Origin of the sequence: Cognatishimia sp. (genome assembly GCF_964229375.1) — a bacterium.
In the GTDB taxonomy this organism is placed as follows: Bacteria; Pseudomonadota; Alphaproteobacteria; order Rhodobacterales; family Rhodobacteraceae; genus Cognatishimia.
On record NZ_CAXREH010000069.1, the window covers coordinates 1 to 17,444 of the forward strand.

Below are 17,444 nucleotides of genomic sequence, written 5' to 3' on the forward strand. Positions count from 1 at the left end.
ATAGATCGTAGGCTTGGTAGGCCATTACCCCACCAACTACCTAATCTAACGCGGGCCGATCCAAATCCGATAAATCTTTCCCCCGAAGGGCGTATAAGGTATTACTCACCGTTTCCAGTGGCTATTCCTTAGATCTGGGCACGTTCCCACGCGTTACTAACCCGTCCGCCGCTCCCTCCGAAGAGGGCGCTCGACTTGCATGTGTTAGGCCTGCCGCCAGCGTTCGTTCTGAGCCAGGATCAAACTCTCAAGTTGAAACGATGTTACCATCGTATCCTTAACGTTCGAACCTCTGCACATCACTGACATCCCCGAAGGGATGGCAATCCCATCCTCCCGGCAGGAAGAATGAGAATAAACTGTTTGTGTACTTGGTTTCCAAAGAAACCGAAGTCCGACAAACAGTGAAGCTGTTAATTCCATCATCGAGATGCAAAAACACCCCTAGGAACCAGATATACAGAAGCTCGTCTGTCGATAACAAACCAAACCGCCCGCATATCTCTTCGATATCATCACAATGTCAAAAAACGTGGCAACCGTAACTGCCGAAGAGACAAACAAGACCAGATGCGCCCTAACTAACGGCGCGCCCCGCCTCACTAACCTCAAGATTTCTACCAAAACCGCGTCGCCGCCGCTCCGGTGAGGGGCGTTCTATGCTTAGTGCTCGGAACCCGCAAGGGCTTTTTTAATCTTTTCGTCAGTTTTTTTCATTTTTTTCAAAATTCGTTGTTTTTCATAGAGATACGGCCATTCGGTGACTCTTTACCTGAAGACCCGCGCGGATTTCAGAGCGCGCGCCTTACCTTAAATGCGGCACTGCAGCGTTATCCACAGACTCGGCCATCAGGGGCGACGCGCAGGTGGTGAAATTCCCCCTCCTCAACACAGGACAAAAACAGTAGCCTGAGCGCAAAAACGCGGTGCATGTAACAAAGATGACCTCGACAGGTTTCAACATCCTTATCGTCGGACAATCCGGACGCCTGACCTTTGAGGCCATTTTACTGTTGGCCTCGCTGCGCCTGAACACGCCGGGGTTTTCCGGGCGTCTGTTTGTGGCGGAACCACAGGCAGGTCCGCTGTGGCCACGCGCGCGGACGATCAAAAACGAAGCCCACCGGACGTTGCTGAAAAAGCTGGGCGCCGAGATCGTAGGGTTTGAAAGTCGGCATTTTGGCGCGACCTACCCCTATGGCAACAAGATTGAAGCGCTGAGCGTGTTGCCCAAGGGCGAGCCCTTTCTGTTTCTGGACACGGACACGCTTGTTCTTGGTGACTTGATGAGCGTGCCTTTTGACTTTGACGTGCCCAGCGCGTCGCTGCGGGTCGAAGGCACCTGGCCGACGCCCGATCTGTATGGTCCCGGATATACCGAGATCTGGGCGTCGCTATATGCGCGCTTTGGGTTGGACTTCGCCAGTTCGCTGGATCTGAGCCAGCCCGATGAATACTGGCGGCGCTATCTCTATTTCAACGCAGGCTTCTTTTATTATCGATGCCCGCATGAGTTTGGCGAACGGTTTCTGAACTATGCGCTGTCGATCCGGGACGATCCGCCCAAAGAGCTTGTCTGTCAGAGTTTGGATCCCTGGTTGGACCAGATTGCCCTGCCCCTTGTCATTCACTCCCTTGGGGGACGCCGTGATGCCCTGCCCTTTGGGTTGATGGACGGCAGGATCACCTGTCACTACCGCATGTTCCCTCTGTTATATGCGCGCGAGAGCGATCAGGTCGTCGAGGTGCTGGAGACTCTGTCCAAGGATCAGGCGATCAAACCGATCCTGAAGCAATATGATCCGATCAAATTCATGGTCTATCACGGGCGTGGCCATAAAGTGCGGGCGATGTTTGATCGCGAGAATCTGCCGCGCAAGGAAAAGGCCCTGCGCAACAAAATCCGCAAGGCCGGTCACTGGATGCGGTAGCGGCGTTTGACGCATGTCATTTCGCGCTCTAGCCTTCCTTTTGAGGGAGAGGCTCATGGCGCAAGCAAAGTGGAACCACAAACCGGATGAATTGCCGCTGAGGGTCAATCCCCTGTGGCTTTGGCCCATAGATATCAAAGCCGCAGCACTTTGGTGGTGGCGCGGGTGGTTTCCATTTACCATCAGCATGGCGATTGTGCTTTTGGCTTTGGCGGTCTGGACGTGGCTTTCGCCAAGCCTTGTAACGGCTAAGACCCCCGGCTGGTGGATCCTTGGGACCTGGGCGCGCAATCTGGTGATCGTTACGATTGTGGCACAAGGCCTGCATCTGGTGCTCTATCGCTTTGCTCTGCAAGGGGGCGCACACAAATATGACCCTCGCCCCTACCCGCGCAAGGGGCGCGTCTTTACTTTTGGCGATCAATACTACGACAATGTCTTTTGGGCGCTGGCCTCTGGCGTGACCATCTGGTCGCTGTTTGAGGCGCTAATCCTTTGGGCCATGGCCAATGGTTATGCGCCGGTCTGGAATTGGGAAGACGGCGCGCTTTGGTTCGTGCTGGTCTTCCTGCTGATCCCGCCTTGGGAGAGCCTTTATTTCTACGCCATCCATCGGCTTTTACATAGCAACCTGCTCTATCGGTTCCATGCATTGCATCATCGCAATACGGATGTGGGGCCGTGGTCTGGGCTGTCGATGCATCCGGTGGAGCATCTACTCTACTTTGGCACGGCGCTTGTGCATCTCGTTCTGCCCACCCATCCGGTGCATGTGATCTGTCATCTGATGTTTTTCGGGCTCTATGCGATTGTCACCCATTCAGGCTTTGAAGGACTCTGGGCCAAAGGCAAGAAGCGGCTGCATCTGGGGAACTTTCATCACCAAATGCACCATCGCTTCTTTGAAGTGAACTACGGCACGCTTGAGGTGCCGATGGACAAGCTCTTTGGCACCTTCCACGACGGAACTGAAGCAGGCGACGCAATGATGAAAGAGCGCCTCAAGACCCGGCCGCGCTAGCGCCGCTGCGTTCCAAGGTGCTTGGCTGACAAAGAGACCATTGAAAGCGCGCGCGCCGCCGCCTACACATTTGCTAACAGTTCATGGAGATTAACGATGACGGACGGACCAACCTACGGTTTTGACACTTTGCAGATTCACGCGGGCGCCCGGCCTGATCCGGCGACAGGTGCGCGCCAGACGCCGATCCATCAGTCCACCGCGTTTGTCTTTCGCGACTCTGATCACGCGGCGGCCTTGTTTAACCTGCAAGAAGTGGGCTTTATCTATTCCCGCCTGACAAACCCGACGATTGCGGTGCTGCAAGAGCGGATTGCCACCTTGGAAAACGGCGTTGGTGCGGTGTGTTGCTCGTCAGGTCACGCGGCCCAAATCATGGCCCTGTTCCCGCTAATGCAGCCGGGCTGCAATGTGGTTGCGTCTAACCGGCTATATGGCGGCACAATCACCCAGTTCAGCCAGACCATCAAACGCTTTGGCTGGAGCGCGAAATTCGTCGACATCGACGATACCGAAGCTTTGGCAGACGCAATTGATGAAAACACCCGCGCGGTGTTCTGTGAATCCATTGCAAACCCCGGCGGACATATTGCGGACCTGCCTGCCATCGCGGCTGTGGCTGACACGGCAGGCATCCCTTTGATCGTGGATAACACCACGGCCACGCCCTATCTGTGTAACCCGATCAGCCTGGGCGCAACGCTGGTTGTGCATTCGACAACAAAATACCTGACAGGCAATGGCACGGTCACCGGCGGCTGTGTTGTGGACAGCGGGAAATTCGACTGGTCTGCAAATGACAAATTCCCGTCCATGTCTGCCCCGGAACCGGCCTATCACGGGCTGAAATTCCACGAGACCTTTGGTCCGCTGGCCTTCACCTTCCACTCTATTGCGATCGGTCTGCGGGACTTGGGGATGACCATGAACCCTCAGGCGGCGCATTATACTCTGATGGGGATCGAAACGCTGTCACTGCGGATGCAGCGTCATGTCGAGAACGCGACCGAACTGGCTGAATGGCTCGAGGGGCACGACGCGGTGGACTATGTGACTTATGCGGGCTTGAAATCCTCGCCCTATTATGAGCGCATGGCAAGCATCTGTCCCAGGGGGGCTTCTGCTCTTTTCACGATTTCCTTGAAAGGCGGCTATGATGCCTGCGTCAAACTCGTGGACAGCCTCGAGATCTTCAGCCACGTCGCCAACCTTGGCGATGCGCGGTCTTTGATCATTCACCCGGCGTCCACTACGCACCGTCAGTTGACAGTCGAGCAACAGACCGCAGCGGGCGCAGGCCCAAGCATCGTGCGACTATCAATCGGGATCGAGGACATTCAAGACCTGAAAGGCGATCTGGACCGCGCGCTAAACGCCGCTGGAAAATAATCTGCTAAAAATTAACGACAACAGCGCCGGCCCTAGGGTCGGCGCTGTTTTTTGAAACCGTCATGGCACGAAGCCCTAAGGGGCATCACTCGGCAATTTCAAACGTAATCGTCACCCGCGCCGAGGTCGAAACCTCACCTTCTGCGATTGGAACGGAATCTGCCATTTCCATTGCGGCGGCTTTCATAAAGACCGGCTGAGGCGCTGACGTCGACCCGTCTTTTAACTCCACAATCTTGCCAAGCGAGACACCAGCTGCTTCGGCATAAAGTTCTGCCTTGGCACGGGCATCGGCAACCGCACGGCGACGGGCTTCGTTCTTGGCATCTGTCGCGTCTTGCAGCCCAAAACTCAGGCCATTGAATGTATTGGCCCCGTTTTCGACGACCTCATTCAGCAACACGCCCAGTTTATCCAGATCGCGCACCAGAATATGGACGGTATTGCCCGCCGAATACCCGCGAATGTTGCGCGCGCCGTGGCGGGTATAGCTGTCGTCATAGACCGGGTTCAGATAAAGGCCGCTGGTTTGAATATCTCGTGGCTCCAAGCCCATTTCCGTCAGCGTTTCCAAGACCGCAGCCGTGGCTTCGCTGACCTGATCCAAAGCATCGCCTGCCTGTTTTGCCGCGAATTGCGACCCAAGCGTAATGGTCGCCATGTCCGGTACCTGCTCGACCGAGCCTTGCCCGTTCACGACGATCTCGCCGCCAAATCCAAAGGTCGGAATCGCGAGTGCCGCGGCCAGAACAAGAGAATGAAAAGTCTTCATATGATTGCCTCCAAACGTTCGAAGCATCCCCGATCGGCATTGCAGCGCGCATTGCACCTAAGATCAACTGCTTTTGCTTTGCCTCGGCGGCTTCCTGCTGTAAACTTTGCCGTAACAACAGCAGTACCCAATTGGTTTGAAGCTTAGAGCTCATCTATGAAGCCCGATTTCGCCCTATCCCTCTCTATGGAAGGCATCACGTTCCTGTGTCGCGCAGAAACGGGGTGGCATCTGTTAGGGGAGGTTCCGCTGGATCACCGCGATCTGGGCGCGGCCTTGGCCGAGCTGCGTGAAGAAGGCGAAGCGCTCGTTGACGGAGCAGCAGCCTGCAAGCTTGTGCTGCCCAATGATCAAATCAAATATTTGCAGATCGCAGCAACCGATGACGATGCCGAAGCACAGGTCGCGGCAGCTTTGGAGGGCGCAACGCCCTATGCGGTCAGCGAGCTGTCATATGACTTCACCGAGGTTGACGACGTCTTCCTTGTAGCGGCGGTGGCGTTGGACACCCTGCGCGAAGCCGAGGCCTTTGCAATTGAACATGGCTTTGCCGCTGTCGGTTTTGTTGCGATCCCGACGGGCGACGAATTTGACGGCGAGCCGTTCTTTGGTGCAACGGGTGCAGCCACGCCGTTCCTGAATGCGGACGAATACCCCGAACCGGATCTGTTGGCCGTCGACATCAGCGGCGCGGGCGCGCCATTTGACTTTAAACCTCTCTACAGCAAACCCGCCGCGTTCGATGATGCGCCGTCTTTTGCCTCCCGCCGTCGACCAAGCCCCGAGACACCGCTTGAACCGGTAACGCCAATCGCCGAACCTGCACCGGCGCCGCGCAGCCCCGTGGTAACACAAGACACCATTGTGGCGCCGGTTCCCGCGCCAACCACGACACCCAGCGTCAGTGACCAAGCCCCACGGTTTGATCCTGCCACCTTGGCAGCCGGTCTGAAAGCACATCCAAAAGGCGCGATGGTTCCAGCGCTTGACGTGGTTAATCCGGCCCCGCAAGCGCGTACCGAAACATTTGTCGGCGTGTCGCCACAACCGATGTCCGAGCTGCCGCGCCACAAAGCCATTTCGCTTTACCTGATCGCGTTCTTTGTTGTCTTGCTGGCAGCGGCGGTCACCTGGGCTGCGCTCTTCACAGAAGACGGCGTGGCGACCCTTTGGCAGGGCCAAGACGAGACCACACAGGTTGCTGCCTTGCCAGAGCCTGACGTTGACACGCGCCCACTGGCCCCTGTTTCACCAGACACCATCACCGACAGCGCCGAGATCGAAGCGCTTGAGGACGACGGCATCTATGATCCGGTAGAAGCCGCCGTTGAGCCCTCGCTTGAGGCCGAGGCACGCTATGCTGCGACTGGGATCTGGGATTTCGCCCCCCGTCAGCCCGATGTGCCTGTCACGGAAAACACCGACGGCATCTATTTCGGCTCATTTGAGGTCTCGCAACAGACCCATGACGCGATCGCCCTGCCGCAAATCGAAAGCTTTGCAAGCGATGTGTCCTTGCCCGCGCAATTTGACCCGCTGCCTGCGGGCACTGTGGTGGACTATGATGAGCGCGGCCTTGTGGTTGCCACCCGCGAAGGCGCGCTGACACCGCAGTGGTTCACCGTATTTGCGGGCAAACCGGCTGTCGTACCCGCGTCTTTCCCAACCCGGTCCGAGGTGGCAACACCAGTTCCAGACGCGGTGGAAAGCCCTGCCCAACTGCAACTCGCCAGTCTGCGCCCACAAGCGCGGCCCGGCGATCTGGTAGAACAGAACGAGCGCGCAACACTGGGTGGCAGCACCCTATCGGAACTGGCCTCGCTCAGACCACGCCTGCGCCCCAACGATCCAGCGCTGCAAGCCGCCGCTGCAGTGGTTGCGTCGATTGATCCCACTGACCTTGAGGGCGCAACAGAACAGGCCGTTCTATCCAGCCTGCGCCCTTCCCTGCGGCCCAAAGGCTTCGAAGAGAAAGCCGCGCAGGTTCAGCAACAACTCGCAGCGGTGGCGGTGCCACCCGCGCAGGTTACAACTCCGTCGATCCCAAGCTCTGCCTCGGTGGCACGTTCTGCCACGCAAACCAACGCGATTAACCTGCGTAAAATCAACCTGATCGGCGTTTACGGCACGACAAGCGACCGCCGCGCCTTGGTGCGCCTGTCCACAGGGCGCTACAAAAAGGTCAAAGTCGGGGATCGTTTGGACGGCGGCCGCGTCTCGGCCATTGGGGAAAGCGAATTGCGCTATGTAAAAGGCAGCCGCAGCATCGTTTTAGCTCTGCCCAAAGGGTAACAGCCGCACAAAAGTAGACTCAAAAGCATACGGGAGACGCATGGCCGTTGTCCTATAGCTTTGCAGCCCAGGTCAGCAGCAACACGCCCCCCGTATGACAGGAAGAGAGCCGTGTCCGGCCCTACCCCTCGCTCGATTGCAGATGGCGCGGATGTCAGAGTGCGCCGCGCCAGACTGCATTATTCCGCGGCGATCTCGCCGTTGTTGATCTGCTCTTGCTCGATGCTTTCAAACAGCGCCTTGAAGTTCCCTTCGCCAAAGCCATCGTCGCCTTTACGCTGGATGAACTCAAAGAAGATCGGACCGATCACGGTCTTAGAGAAAATCTGCAGCAGGATCTTGGTTTCGCCACCGTTCAGAACGCCTTCGCCGTCAATCAGAATGCCGTGCTGCATCAAGCGGTCTTTGGGCTCGGTGTGGTCTTTGACCCGCTCATAGGACAGATCGTAATAGGCCTCATTCGGGCCAGGCATGAATTTCAGGCCTTTCTCGGCAATCGCATCAACCGAGCTGTAGATGTCATCTGATCCAACCGCGATGTGCTGAATGCCTTCGCCCTTGTACTTTTTCAGATAGCTCACGATCTGGCCGGTTTCACCGCGGTCCTCGTTGATCGGGATACGGATCTTACCGCAAGGGCTGGTCAGCGCGCGGGAAAACAGGCCGGTGAATTTCCCTTCGATGTCCAAGAAACGGATCTCGCGGAAGTTAAACAGATCGCCATAGAACCGGAACCAGACGTCCATATTTCCTTTGAAGACATTGTGGGTCAGATGATCCAGATAAAAGAACCCGTCGCCCTCCGGTTTGGACTGAGTGGTCCAGTCAAATTCCTGATTGTAAGGCGATGTGTCGTAATACTGGTCTGTGAAATAGATCAGAGACCCGCCGATGCCTTCGATCGCAGGCCAGTCCAAAGTTTTGTCATCGGCATCATAGGGTTTGGCGCCTTTGGCAACCGCATGGTCATAGGCCTTTTGTGCATCCACAACCCGCCATGCCATCGCTGACGCGCAGGGGCCGTGTTCTTCGGCGAACCGAGCGGCGAAGCTGTTTGGCTCGTTGTTCAGAACATACGTAACATCACCCTGCTGCCACAGCTCGATGGCTTTGGTCTTGTGGTTGGCCACATGCGCATAGCCCATCCGCGCGAACAACTCGCGCAGCTCTTGCGGTTCCGGATGCGCGAACTCCACAAACTCAAAGCCGTCGGTTCCGGCAGGGTTATAGTCAGAGATTTCGGCGCGCGGTGCGTCATGCGGGAATGGACCCATTGGGCAGCTCCAAAGTATGCGTTGCTATGTGTTGAGTCCAATTTAGGCGCACGGCGAAGCGCAAACTCCGCATTATTGCGTGCAATTTCCAAATATTTCGCGTAACATTCAAAAAATATTCACAAATCACGCGCAAAAACCGCACGATGCTTGATCAAACCGACAAAAACCTACTATCGGCCCTGCAAAACGACGCGCAACTGACCGCCCAGCAGTTGGGGGAACGGTTGAATCTGTCCACCAGCCAGGCAGGGCGACGCAAGCAGCGGCTTGAGGCTGAAGGCTATATTCAGAATTATGCCGCCAAGATCGATCCGGTTCGGGTCGGCCTTACGGTTCAGGCCTTTGTGCAGGTACAGTTAGACACCCACGGCCCCGCCCAAAGCGCGTCTATCAACCGCCTGTTTTCCCTTCGCCCAGAGATCACCAGCGTTTGGACGCTGACGGGGGACGCTGACTATCTGCTTCGGGTCTATTGCGAGGATCTTGCGGCGCTGAACCGACTGATCCACGAAGTGCTGCTGCCCCACGAAGCGGTCAGCCGCGTGCAAAGCCAGATCGTCATGGACCAACTCAAACGCGACGCGCCTCTGCCCACATAACTCTGCGCCCATAAAGAAAGCCAACCATGGATGTTTTCCTTTACCAAGCCACGATTTTCCTAGTCGCCATGGTCATTGCTGTACCCCTCGCCTCGCGCATGGGGCTTGGCTCTGTCTTGGGGTATCTGATGGCGGGGGTGATGATCGGCCCTGTGCTTGGCTTGATGGGCAGCCACGAGACGCAAAGCCTGCAGCATGTGGCGGAATTTGGCGTGGTTATGATGTTGTTCATTATCGGGCTAGAGCTGGACCCTCGCGCCCTTTGGGATATGCGGCACAAACTGCTGGGTCTTGGCGGTTTGCAGATCACATTGACGACCGCGGCGGTCTGGGTGCTGTTCAGTCAGTGGGGCTATGCCTGGACAATCGCCTTGGCGGTTGGGTTGATCTTTGCGCTGTCCTCGACGGCGATCGTGCTGCAAACCCTGAATGAAAAGGGGCTTATGCAAACATCCGGCGGGCGGGCCACTTTTTCTGTGCTTCTGATGCAGGACATCGCCGTCATTCCAATGCTGGCGCTGTTGCCGCTTTTGGCCTTGCCCGTAATCCCCGAAATTGCAGCAGATGGATCGATCTCTCTGGGCGATCACGGAGATGACCATCACGCCAGCCTGTCGCTGGTCGAAGGCCTGCCAAGCTGGGGCGTTACACTGGTCACATTGGGCGTTGTCGGAGGTGTGATCCTTGCAGGCATCTATCTGGTGCGGCCGATGTTTCGATTTATCGACAAAGCCGGACTGCGCGAAATGTACACGGCCCTTGCCCTGCTGATCGTAGTTGGCATCGGTTTTCTGATGATGCTGGTTGGCCTGTCGGCCGCACTTGGCACGTTCCTTGCGGGTGTCGTTCTGGCGAACTCTGAGTTTCGTCACGAACTCGAAAGCGATCTTGAGCCGTTCAAAGGCCTGCTGCTGGGCATCTTCTTTATCACCGTAGGCGCTCAGATCGACTTCCCAACCTTGTTTGACGATCCACTGAACATTCTATCGCTGACCCTTGCCGTCATCGCAATCAAAATGGCGATCCTGTTTGTTCTGGGACGCGCATTTGGCCTGCGCGGGCGCGATCAGTGGCTGTTTGCCCTGGCCTTGGCGCAGGCTGGCGAATTCGGCTTTGTGCTGATTTCATTCGCCCTTCAGACCAACGTTCTGCCCACCGCGCTGTCAGAAACCCTGCTGTTGGTGGTCGCTTTGTCGATGCTGATCACCCCTCTGTTGTTTATCCTGTATGAAATGCTGTCGGCTCGCATGCAGGATGTGGACGAGGACGCAGAACCGGATGAGATTGACGAAAGCGGGCCGGTAATCATTGCAGGCATCGGACGGTTTGGTCAGATCGTCAATCGCTTGGTGCGGGCGTCCGGATTCAAAACCGTTGTTTTGGACCGCAATCTTGAAACCATCGAAACCATGCGCCGTTTTGGGGTGCGCGCCTATGTTGGTGATCCGACGCGCCCCGACCTGTTGCGCGCTGCGGGCCTGAAAGATGCCAAGGTTCTGGTGGTCGCACTGGATGACACGGCGGCCACGCTGCGGCTGGTGAAACATGCCCGCAAAGAGCGGCCTGACTTGCACATCATCGCGCGGGCCACGGACCGCTCGACGGTTTTCAAACTGTTTCAGGCCGGGGCCAACGACATTGTCCGCGAGATGTTTGACAGCTCGCTGCGGGCCGGTCGCTATGTTTTAGAGAACATGGGGCTGACGGATTACGAGGCCGCGATGGCAGAAGAAGCCTTCTATCATCACGACCGAGACGCCGTGCGCGAACTGGCGCTTTTGTGGCGCGAGGATGTCCCCGCATCACAGAACGCGCCCTATGTTGAAAAAGCCCGCGAGCTGGAAGCCGAGCTTCAGACCGTCCTCACAGCTCAGATCGGGAAAGACAGCTAGCCTGCCGAAACGCCTGCCTCGGCAAAGGTCGCCATGCCGGAATGACAAGCCACGGCGGATTTGACGATATTGATCGCCAGCGCGCCGCCCGAGGCTTCGCCCAAACGCATGTTCATCGCAAGCAACGGCTCTTTGCCAAGGTTTTTCAGAACATTGAAATGGGCTGCTTCGGCGCTCACGTGGCCTGCAACACAGTGATCGAGCGCGCTGTCGTCTTCGGCGGCCAATGTCGCGGCGGCGGCGGTGCAGATGAAGCCGTCCAGCACCACAGGGATGCGCGCAACGCGTGCCTTGGCAATAGCCCCGGCCATCGCAGCCAGCTCGCGCCCGCCAAGGCAACGTAGGACTTCCAGACCCGAGCGATCTGTATTCACAGCCGCGCCCTCGCGAACAACGCGGGCTTTGGTTGCCAGCCCTGCGTCATCAACGCCCGTGCCGCGACCAACCCAGTCTTCGGCCTCGCCACCATAAAGTGCATGCGCAATCGCCGCGGCAGATGTGGTGTTGCCGATGCCCATTTCGCCCACAACCAACAGATCGGTTGCATCATCAACCGCAGTCCAGCCGGCCAGAAGCGCTGCGACAGCTTCGTCTTCTGACATCGCTGGGCCTTGCGTGAAATCAGCGGTCGGTGTGTCCAGATCCAGCGCGTGCACATCCAGCTTGGCCCCAGCCGCCTTGGACAATTGATTGATCGCCGCCCCGCCGTGCTGAAAGTTCATCACCATTTGCACGGTCACTTCCGCCGGAAACGCAGACACACCCTGTGCCGTCACACCATGGTTGCCAGCAAAAACAATGACCTGAGGGGACGTGATTGCAGGCTTTTCAGTACCGCGCCATCCTGCGTACCAAACGGCTAGTTCTTCAAGGCGACCCAACGAGCCCGGAGGCTTCGTCAATTGGCCGTTGCGCTCTTCGGCGGCGCCATATGCGGCCGAGTCCGAGGCCGGCGCTGCGGCAAGAAGGCTGCGAAATTCGGCGAGTGTTGAAAAGGCCTGTGTCATGGTATCCCTGTTCCCCCCTTAAGTTGACAAGTTCTTTAGCGCAGTGTCAGGTGATCACAAGTCCATAAGGGACATTCAGGTGGAAAGTCACGACATGTCAGCCCCTCAGTTCAAAGATGTCGCAACGGCACTAGCGCTTTTGACCCGGTTTCCGGTGAAAGCCGAATTTGATCGCACCGCAGAAGCCAGTTGGGCCTATCCAATCGCGGGCACGGTGCTTGGCACATGTGCTGCGGTTCTGATCGCCGTCTGTCTGTGGCTGGGCGTTGCGCCTGCGCTTGCGGCTGGCATCTATGTGGCGGCGACGATTGTCCTGTCCGGTGCGATGCATGAAGACGGGCTGGCGGATTGTGCCGATGGGTTCTGGGGAGGATGGGACCAGACCCGCCGCCTTGAGATCATGAAAGACAGCGCCATCGGCGCCTATGGCGTGATCGCCTTGGTCCTCAGCCTGATTACGCGGTGGGCCGCCATCTGGCTGTTAATCGAGGGCGGCTGGTGGTTTTTCCCGCTGATCGTCATCGAAACCCTGTCCCGCAGCGCGATGCCCGCGGTGATGCACGCCTTACCAAACGCCCGCGATACAGGCCTCAGCCAGTCCCAAGGACGCCCCGATCGCGCAACCGCGGCGCTGGCGGTGGCAGGAGCGTCTGTGCTGTCGCTTTTGCTGATTGGGCTGACAACTGTCCCGCTGCTTATTTTGGGCACGGCGGTTGTTGCGGCGATGGCCATGCTGGCACGCGCAAAGATTGGCGGTCAGACGGGGGATGTACTGGGCGCAACGCAGCAGATCACAGCGCTCGTTTTGCTGATAGCGCTGGCCTAAGCATCGCCAATTCCCAAAAGAAAACCGCGCCCCAAGGGACGCGGTTCTTCAAATTCAGACGGTAAGATCAGGCTGCGCGTGCGGTCAGCACTTCGTCAACCTGCTTTGCGGCCAGCACTTCGTCGCCACCGGAAACAGCCGCGACTTCGCGGGTCAGGCGCTCTAGCGCGGCTTCGTAAAGCTGACGCTCGGAATAGCTCTGTTCACGCTGGTCGTCGGTGCGGTGCAGGTCACGCACCACTTCGGCGATGGCAATCAGGTCGCCAGAATTGATCTTTTGCTCATATTCCTGAGCGCGGCGCGACCACATCGCCCGCTTAACTTTGGCTTTGCCCTTCAGGGTTTTCATCGCCTGGCTGATCACATCAGGCGAGCTGAGGCCACGCATCCCGATGGCCGTTGCCTTATGGGTAGGAACCCGCAGAGTCATTTTGTCTTTCTCAAACGAAATCACAAAAAGTTCCAGGTCGATGCCTGCAATTTCCTGTTCCTCGATCGAGACAATCTGCCCAACGCCATGTGCAGGATAGACGACAAAGTCGTTCGGGCGGAATTCGTTCTTTTTCTTGCTCATTTAGTTCTTCCTATAAGAGCCAGACCAGAGCGACAAAGACACTTGCGCGGAAATCGGCATTCCGCCCAGAGGTTGATTTTGGCGCAAAAAACCATCCGATGGCTCGGGGCCGAAGGGATGGTATCAGGTGGTCCTATTCATTTATCCAGAAATCATAGCATAAAAACTGACCAATTCAAAGCACCCGCAGCATGATTGCATATTTCTGGAAATACAATCAGTGGGTTAGCCGGGCCATTATTGCCAGAATCATGCCGCCGTGCAGCGAATCAATCTAGAGAATCAGCTCTTAGCCGCCTTCGCCGGGCGCTTCAGAGAAATACTTCTCCATTTTGCCTTCTTCGCCATCGCGATCTTCGTACCCAGGCATCGGGTCTTTTTTCGAGATAATCACAGGCCAGATTTCCGCATACTTGCGGTTGAACTCGACCCATTTTTCCATGTCAGGCTCAGTATCCGGCGAAATCGCTTCGGCTGGGCACTCGGGTTCACAGACGCCACAGTCGATACATTCGTCAGGGTGGATCACCAATGTGTTCTCACCTTCGTAAAAACAATCTACCGGACAGACTTCAACACAGTCAGTGTACTTACATGCGATACAGTTTTCGGTGACGACATAAGTCATGGGCGTTTATTCCTGAGCTTTGGCGTATAGCTAATTCAGTGCGACCTAATCTTCAAGCGGTCGGGATTTCATAAGATCGAGATTGCGTCGATCGCGTTTGGTCGGGCGACCTTTTCCTTCGAATGTCACCCCTCTCGGAGTTTTCTTCTCGGGTTCGGTCATATCAAAATACAGCGCCTGTGCTTCGGGGGCCGGTCCACGCCTGTCTCCGAGTGCCTCGATACGCGCAACGCGGATACGCTTGGCCTGTGGAAAGGTCAAGACATCGCCGACCGCAACAGAGTGACTGGGCTTGCTGATTTTCGCCCCGTTGACGCGAACGTGACCGCCAGACACCACTTTCGCCGCCAAGGTGCGGGTTTTGAAGAACCGGGCGTGCCAAAGCCATTTGTCGATGCGCAGTTTGGCTGGGGCGTCGGTCATTCGGCTGTCCGGGAAAAGGCGCGCCCGAAAGCGCGCCGGTCAGGTTAGCTTTTCTCTTTAAGCGCCATGAGGGCCGCGAATGGGTTATCCGGGTCGATGGCTTTTTCTTTCTTAGGCGGACGCGACTGAAAGCTTTTGGCTTTGTCTTGACGCGGTTTGCCGCCCGGTTTGCCACCAGGTTTGCCCTGACGACGGCCTTTTGGGGCACCACCATCGCGCCGTGGTTTCTGGTTTTGTCCGCCACGGTTGGTCTGACGCGCGCCACGGCCACCCCAAGTGAAAGAATAAAAGACTTCGACTTCGGCTGCAGGCGCCTCTTCCGTCGCTTCGACCTCAGACGCAGTATCAGCCTCGGCCGCGGGTTCAGCAGCCTCAGCCGCCGGTGCGCCCTCTGCTGGTGTTTCGTCAGTCGCCTCAGGCTTCACCTTTGGCCGCTCGCCACGCTCGGCGTTATAGCCCAGACCTTTCATCAGATCCGCAAACTGATCCAGCGTCATACCTGTGATCGACAACATGTCAGGGTTGGCTTCAAACCCACCACGGCTGTCTTCGGTACGCAGCATATCTGCCAGGCGTTCCAGCATATCGATCCGAATGGCGCGTTCGCCAGCGGCACGATAACCGGCCATCGCGTGATAGCCCTGCGGTGCGCCTTCGCCTGCTGGCACAGTCACCAGACCCGGAGGCGGCGCTTCCGGGAATTCGCTCAGACCTTTTGACAAGGACCACAGCACCAAGCGCAACCGGGTTGGCGCAGGCTTGAGCATCAGCGGCATAAAGATTGTAAACTGGCCAAACCGGATGCCGTGCTTGCGCAGCGCGCCACGGGCATCTTGATCCAGGGCTTTCACGTCTTCGGCCACGTCCCCGCGTGGGATCACACCCAGCGCTTCGGCCATCTGGAAAGCAAATCCGCGTGCCAGCCCCGACAGCTCTTCGTCACGCGACAGATTGAGCAGCGGCTCAAACAAAGCAGCGATTTTGCGGTCGATGAAGTGCTGCAGCCGCCGTTGCACTTTCTGCGCAACATCCGGCCCGGCTTCGTCATCGACAAAAACGTCAACAGAGGGTTTCAGGGGTTCGGGTCCGGCAACCAGTTTGCCGACCGCGTATTCGCCCCACATCAGACCACCCTGTTCGGTGAAATCTATTTCTGTGTCCGGTGCATTATAAAACCGATCCGCCCGCAGATGAAATTGCGGCGCAAGTGCAGCGAGACTCGCCTGACGCAGTGTCTTGGCTTCGGCGCCCTCAGCTGACTTGTCAGCTTGAAATCTAAATCCTTCGAGACGACCGACGAATTCCCCCTCGACGGTCACATCTCCATTTTCATTTACTTCGGCCAAAAGGGCCTCCTTCTGTTTGAGCCGCCGGAGCAGAACCGAGGTTCGGCGGTCCACAAATTTTTCAGTCAATCTTGCGTGTAATGCGTCTGACAGGCGATCTTCTACAGCGCGAGTCTCGTCCCGCCAATAATTTTCATCGTCAATCCAACCATTTCGCTGCGCGACGTAGGTCCATGTACGTATAAATGCAACTCTTTTGGACAAGGTGTCGATGTTTCCATCGGTCCGGTCGATTCGCTTGACCTGACGTAAGAACCAGTCGTTCGGGATCGATCCACGCTCGTGCAGATGGGTGAAGATGGCTTCAAGCAGGCTGGCGTGTTCATTGTGGCTGATGCCGCGGAAATCCGGCACGCGGCAAACATCCCACAAAAGCCGCACGGATTTCGCGTCGCTTGCGCGCGCGCGCACCTCGGCCTCGCGGGTCAAGGACTTCAGCGCCAACAGGTCATCGGCCTCGCGCGCCTTGACCAGTCTTTCGTCGCTGGTTGGTTGCTCAAGACTGTCGATCAGCGCATCCACATGGCCAAACCGCAGATCCGAATTACGCCACACCAGTTTGCGAACTGGTGCGAACCGATGCTCCATGATGGCTTCGGCCACTGGCTGGTCCAAGGGTCGCGCTTCGCCGGTCACACCAAAGGTGCCGTGGCTCATGCCGCGTCCGGCCCGGCCCGCGATCTGTGCCAGCTCGTTGGGCATCAGATCCCGCATTCGGCGGCCGTCAAACTTGTTCGTTCCGGCAAAGGCGACGTGATCGATATCAAGGTTCAGACCCATGCCGATCGCATCGGTCGCCACCAGAAAATCCACATCGCCATTCTGATAAAGCGCAACCTGCGCATTGCGCGTGCGCGGGCTGAGCGCGCCCATCACCACCGCCGCCCCGCCTTTTTGCCGCTTCATCAGCTCTGCGATGGCATAGAGATTATCGACGGAAAAGCTGACGATCGCCGAGCGCGGCTGCATACGCGAGATCTTGCGGCTGCCAGAGTAACTCAGGGTCGACATCCGCTCGCGTCGGATGAACTGCGCCTCGGGGATCAGATCGGCAATGACACCGCGCATCGAATCCGAGCCGAGAAACATGGTTTCATGCAGGCCCCGCGCCCGCAGCAAACGGTCTGTGAACACATGGCCGCGCTCGGGATCTGTGCAAAGCTGGATTTCATCGACCGCCAGAAAATCACATCCCATGCCCTCAGGCATCGCTTCGACGGTACAGACCCAATACTGCGCACGCGGTGGCAGAATACGTTCTTCGCCGGTCACCAAGGCCACAACGGACGGACCACGCGCCGCTACAATCTTGTCGTAGACTTCGCGGGCCAACAGCCGCAGAGGTAAACCGATGACTCCAGTGCGGTGGCCCAGCATGCGCTCGATGGCCAAATGGGTTTTGCCCGTGTTGGTCGGTCCCAAGACCGCGGTCACCCGCCCCTGCTGCGCCATTGTATTGCCTTTGAA

The 17,444-nt window shown here is 57.4% G+C and carries 14 protein-coding genes and 1 rRNA gene; 7 read left to right on the forward strand and 8 right to left on the reverse strand.

Features of this window, described 5'->3' with window-relative positions:
- Nucleotides 1-255, reverse strand: a 16S ribosomal RNA gene (locus ACEQWH_RS05335); the annotation flags it as partial.
- 686 nt (nt 256-941) lie between these two features.
- On the opposite strand from ACEQWH_RS05335, the gene ACEQWH_RS05340 reads away from it, so the two are divergent.
- The 3 genes from ACEQWH_RS05340 (at nt 942) to ACEQWH_RS05350 (ending at nt 4,341) form a co-directional block, all read left to right on the forward strand.
- Nucleotides 942-1,931: a hypothetical protein gene (locus tag ACEQWH_RS05340; protein ID WP_370228677.1), complete on the forward strand. Its 990-nt coding sequence runs from the start codon at nt 942-944 to the stop codon at nt 1,929-1,931.
- A 55-nt stretch (nt 1,932-1,986) separates the two neighbouring features.
- The gene (locus tag ACEQWH_RS05345) at nt 1,987-2,952 is read left to right on the forward strand and encodes a sterol desaturase family protein (protein ID WP_370228678.1); all 966 of its coding nucleotides are present in this window, start codon (nt 1,987-1,989) and stop codon (nt 2,950-2,952) included.
- Between the two features lie 96 nt (nt 2,953-3,048).
- A complete protein-coding gene (locus ACEQWH_RS05350; protein ID WP_370228679.1) occupies nt 3,049-4,341 on the forward strand; it encodes an O-acetylhomoserine aminocarboxypropyltransferase/cysteine synthase family protein in 1,293 nt (430 codons plus the stop codon).
- A gap of 85 nt (nt 4,342-4,426) precedes the next feature.
- Here ACEQWH_RS05350 and ACEQWH_RS05355 read toward each other — a convergent pair whose 3' ends face one another.
- On the reverse strand, nt 4,427-5,113 hold the full coding sequence (locus ACEQWH_RS05355; RefSeq protein ID WP_370228680.1) for an SIMPL domain-containing protein: 687 nt from the start codon (nt 5,111-5,113) through the stop codon (nt 4,427-4,429).
- 156 nt (nt 5,114-5,269) lie between these two features.
- On the opposite strand from ACEQWH_RS05355, the gene ACEQWH_RS05360 reads away from it, so the two are divergent.
- The gene (locus ACEQWH_RS05360; RefSeq protein WP_370228681.1) at nt 5,270-7,405 is read left to right on the forward strand and encodes a hypothetical protein; all 2,136 of its coding nucleotides are present in this window, start codon (nt 5,270-5,272) and stop codon (nt 7,403-7,405) included.
- Between the two features lie 179 nt (nt 7,406-7,584).
- On the opposite strand, the gene hppD is transcribed toward ACEQWH_RS05360, so the two are convergent.
- Nucleotides 7,585-8,679, reverse strand: coding sequence for a 4-hydroxyphenylpyruvate dioxygenase (hppD, locus tag ACEQWH_RS05365; RefSeq protein WP_370228682.1), 1,095 nt, complete (start codon nt 8,677-8,679; stop codon nt 7,585-7,587).
- A 146-nt stretch (nt 8,680-8,825) separates the two neighbouring features.
- Between hppD and ACEQWH_RS05370 the strand changes: the two genes are divergently transcribed.
- Nucleotides 8,826-9,281, forward strand: a complete 456-nt coding sequence (locus ACEQWH_RS05370; RefSeq protein ID WP_370228683.1) for an Lrp/AsnC family transcriptional regulator — start codon at nt 8,826-8,828, stop codon at nt 9,279-9,281.
- A gap of 26 nt (nt 9,282-9,307) precedes the next feature.
- Nucleotides 9,308-11,173 carry a cation:proton antiporter gene (locus tag ACEQWH_RS05375; protein ID WP_370228684.1) on the forward strand — a complete coding sequence of 622 codons (1,866 nt, stop codon included), beginning with the start codon at nt 9,308-9,310 and terminating at the stop codon, nt 11,171-11,173.
- Here the strand turns inward: ACEQWH_RS05375 and cobT are convergent.
- Nucleotides 11,170-12,180, reverse strand: a complete 1,011-nt coding sequence (gene cobT, locus ACEQWH_RS05380; protein WP_370228686.1) for a nicotinate-nucleotide--dimethylbenzimidazole phosphoribosyltransferase — start codon at nt 12,178-12,180, stop codon at nt 11,170-11,172. The two genes, ACEQWH_RS05375 and cobT, sit on opposite strands and share 4 nt — an antisense overlap.
- 94 nt (nt 12,181-12,274) lie before the next feature.
- Between cobT and ACEQWH_RS05385 the strand changes: the two genes are divergently transcribed.
- Nucleotides 12,275-13,006, forward strand: coding sequence for an adenosylcobinamide-GDP ribazoletransferase (locus tag ACEQWH_RS05385; protein ID WP_372521387.1), 732 nt, complete (start codon nt 12,275-12,277; stop codon nt 13,004-13,006).
- Nucleotides 13,007-13,073: 67 nt separating this feature from the next.
- Here ACEQWH_RS05385 and ACEQWH_RS05390 read toward each other — a convergent pair whose 3' ends face one another.
- The 4 genes from ACEQWH_RS05390 to ACEQWH_RS05405 form a co-directional block, all read right to left on the reverse strand.
- Nucleotides 13,074-13,580: a CarD family transcriptional regulator gene (locus tag ACEQWH_RS05390; protein ID WP_209356909.1), complete on the reverse strand. Its 507-nt coding sequence runs from the start codon at nt 13,578-13,580 to the stop codon at nt 13,074-13,076.
- A gap of 289 nt (nt 13,581-13,869) precedes the next feature.
- Nucleotides 13,870-14,208, reverse strand: a complete 339-nt coding sequence (gene fdxA / locus ACEQWH_RS05395; protein WP_370228690.1) for a ferredoxin FdxA — start codon at nt 14,206-14,208, stop codon at nt 13,870-13,872.
- A gap of 45 nt (nt 14,209-14,253) precedes the next feature.
- The gene (locus ACEQWH_RS05400; RefSeq protein WP_370228692.1) at nt 14,254-14,631 is read right to left on the reverse strand and encodes an RNA-binding S4 domain-containing protein; all 378 of its coding nucleotides are present in this window, start codon (nt 14,629-14,631) and stop codon (nt 14,254-14,256) included.
- A 44-nt stretch (nt 14,632-14,675) separates the two neighbouring features.
- The gene (locus ACEQWH_RS05405; RefSeq protein WP_370228693.1) at nt 14,676-17,429 is read right to left on the reverse strand and encodes a helicase-related protein; all 2,754 of its coding nucleotides are present in this window, start codon (nt 17,427-17,429) and stop codon (nt 14,676-14,678) included.
- Nucleotides 17,430-17,444: the final 15 nt, after the last annotated feature.

Bases quoted from the DNA above. Each gene is read 5' to 3' on its own strand.
- ACEQWH_RS05340 (WP_370228677.1), top strand. From the start codon at position 942: ATGACCTCGACAGGTTTCAACATCCTTATCGTCGGACAATCCGGACGC.
- ACEQWH_RS05345 (WP_370228678.1), top strand. From the start codon at position 1,987: ATGGCGCAAGCAAAGTGGAACCACAAACCGGATGAATTGCCGCTGAGG.
- ACEQWH_RS05350 (WP_370228679.1), top strand. From the start codon at position 3,049: ATGACGGACGGACCAACCTACGGTTTTGACACTTTGCAGATTCACGCG.
- ACEQWH_RS05355 (WP_370228680.1), bottom strand. From the start codon at position 5,113: ATGAAGACTTTTCATTCTCTTGTTCTGGCCGCGGCACTCGCGATTCCG.
- ACEQWH_RS05360 (WP_370228681.1), top strand. From the start codon at position 5,270: ATGAAGCCCGATTTCGCCCTATCCCTCTCTATGGAAGGCATCACGTTC.
- hppD (WP_370228682.1), bottom strand. From the start codon at position 8,679: ATGGGTCCATTCCCGCATGACGCACCGCGCGCCGAAATCTCTGACTAT.
- ACEQWH_RS05370 (WP_370228683.1), top strand. From the start codon at position 8,826: ATGCTTGATCAAACCGACAAAAACCTACTATCGGCCCTGCAAAACGAC.
- ACEQWH_RS05375 (WP_370228684.1), top strand. From the start codon at position 9,308: ATGGATGTTTTCCTTTACCAAGCCACGATTTTCCTAGTCGCCATGGTC.
- cobT (WP_370228686.1), bottom strand. From the start codon at position 12,180: ATGACACAGGCCTTTTCAACACTCGCCGAATTTCGCAGCCTTCTTGCC.
- ACEQWH_RS05385 (WP_372521387.1), top strand. From the start codon at position 12,275: ATGTCAGCCCCTCAGTTCAAAGATGTCGCAACGGCACTAGCGCTTTTG.
- ACEQWH_RS05390 (WP_209356909.1), bottom strand. From the start codon at position 13,580: ATGAGCAAGAAAAAGAACGAATTCCGCCCGAACGACTTTGTCGTCTAT.
- fdxA (WP_370228690.1), bottom strand. From the start codon at position 14,208: ATGACTTATGTCGTCACCGAAAACTGTATCGCATGTAAGTACACTGAC.
- ACEQWH_RS05400 (WP_370228692.1), bottom strand. From the start codon at position 14,631: ATGACCGACGCCCCAGCCAAACTGCGCATCGACAAATGGCTTTGGCAC.
- ACEQWH_RS05405 (WP_370228693.1), bottom strand. From the start codon at position 17,429: ATGGCGCAGCAGGGGCGGGTGACCGCGGTCTTGGGACCGACCAACACG.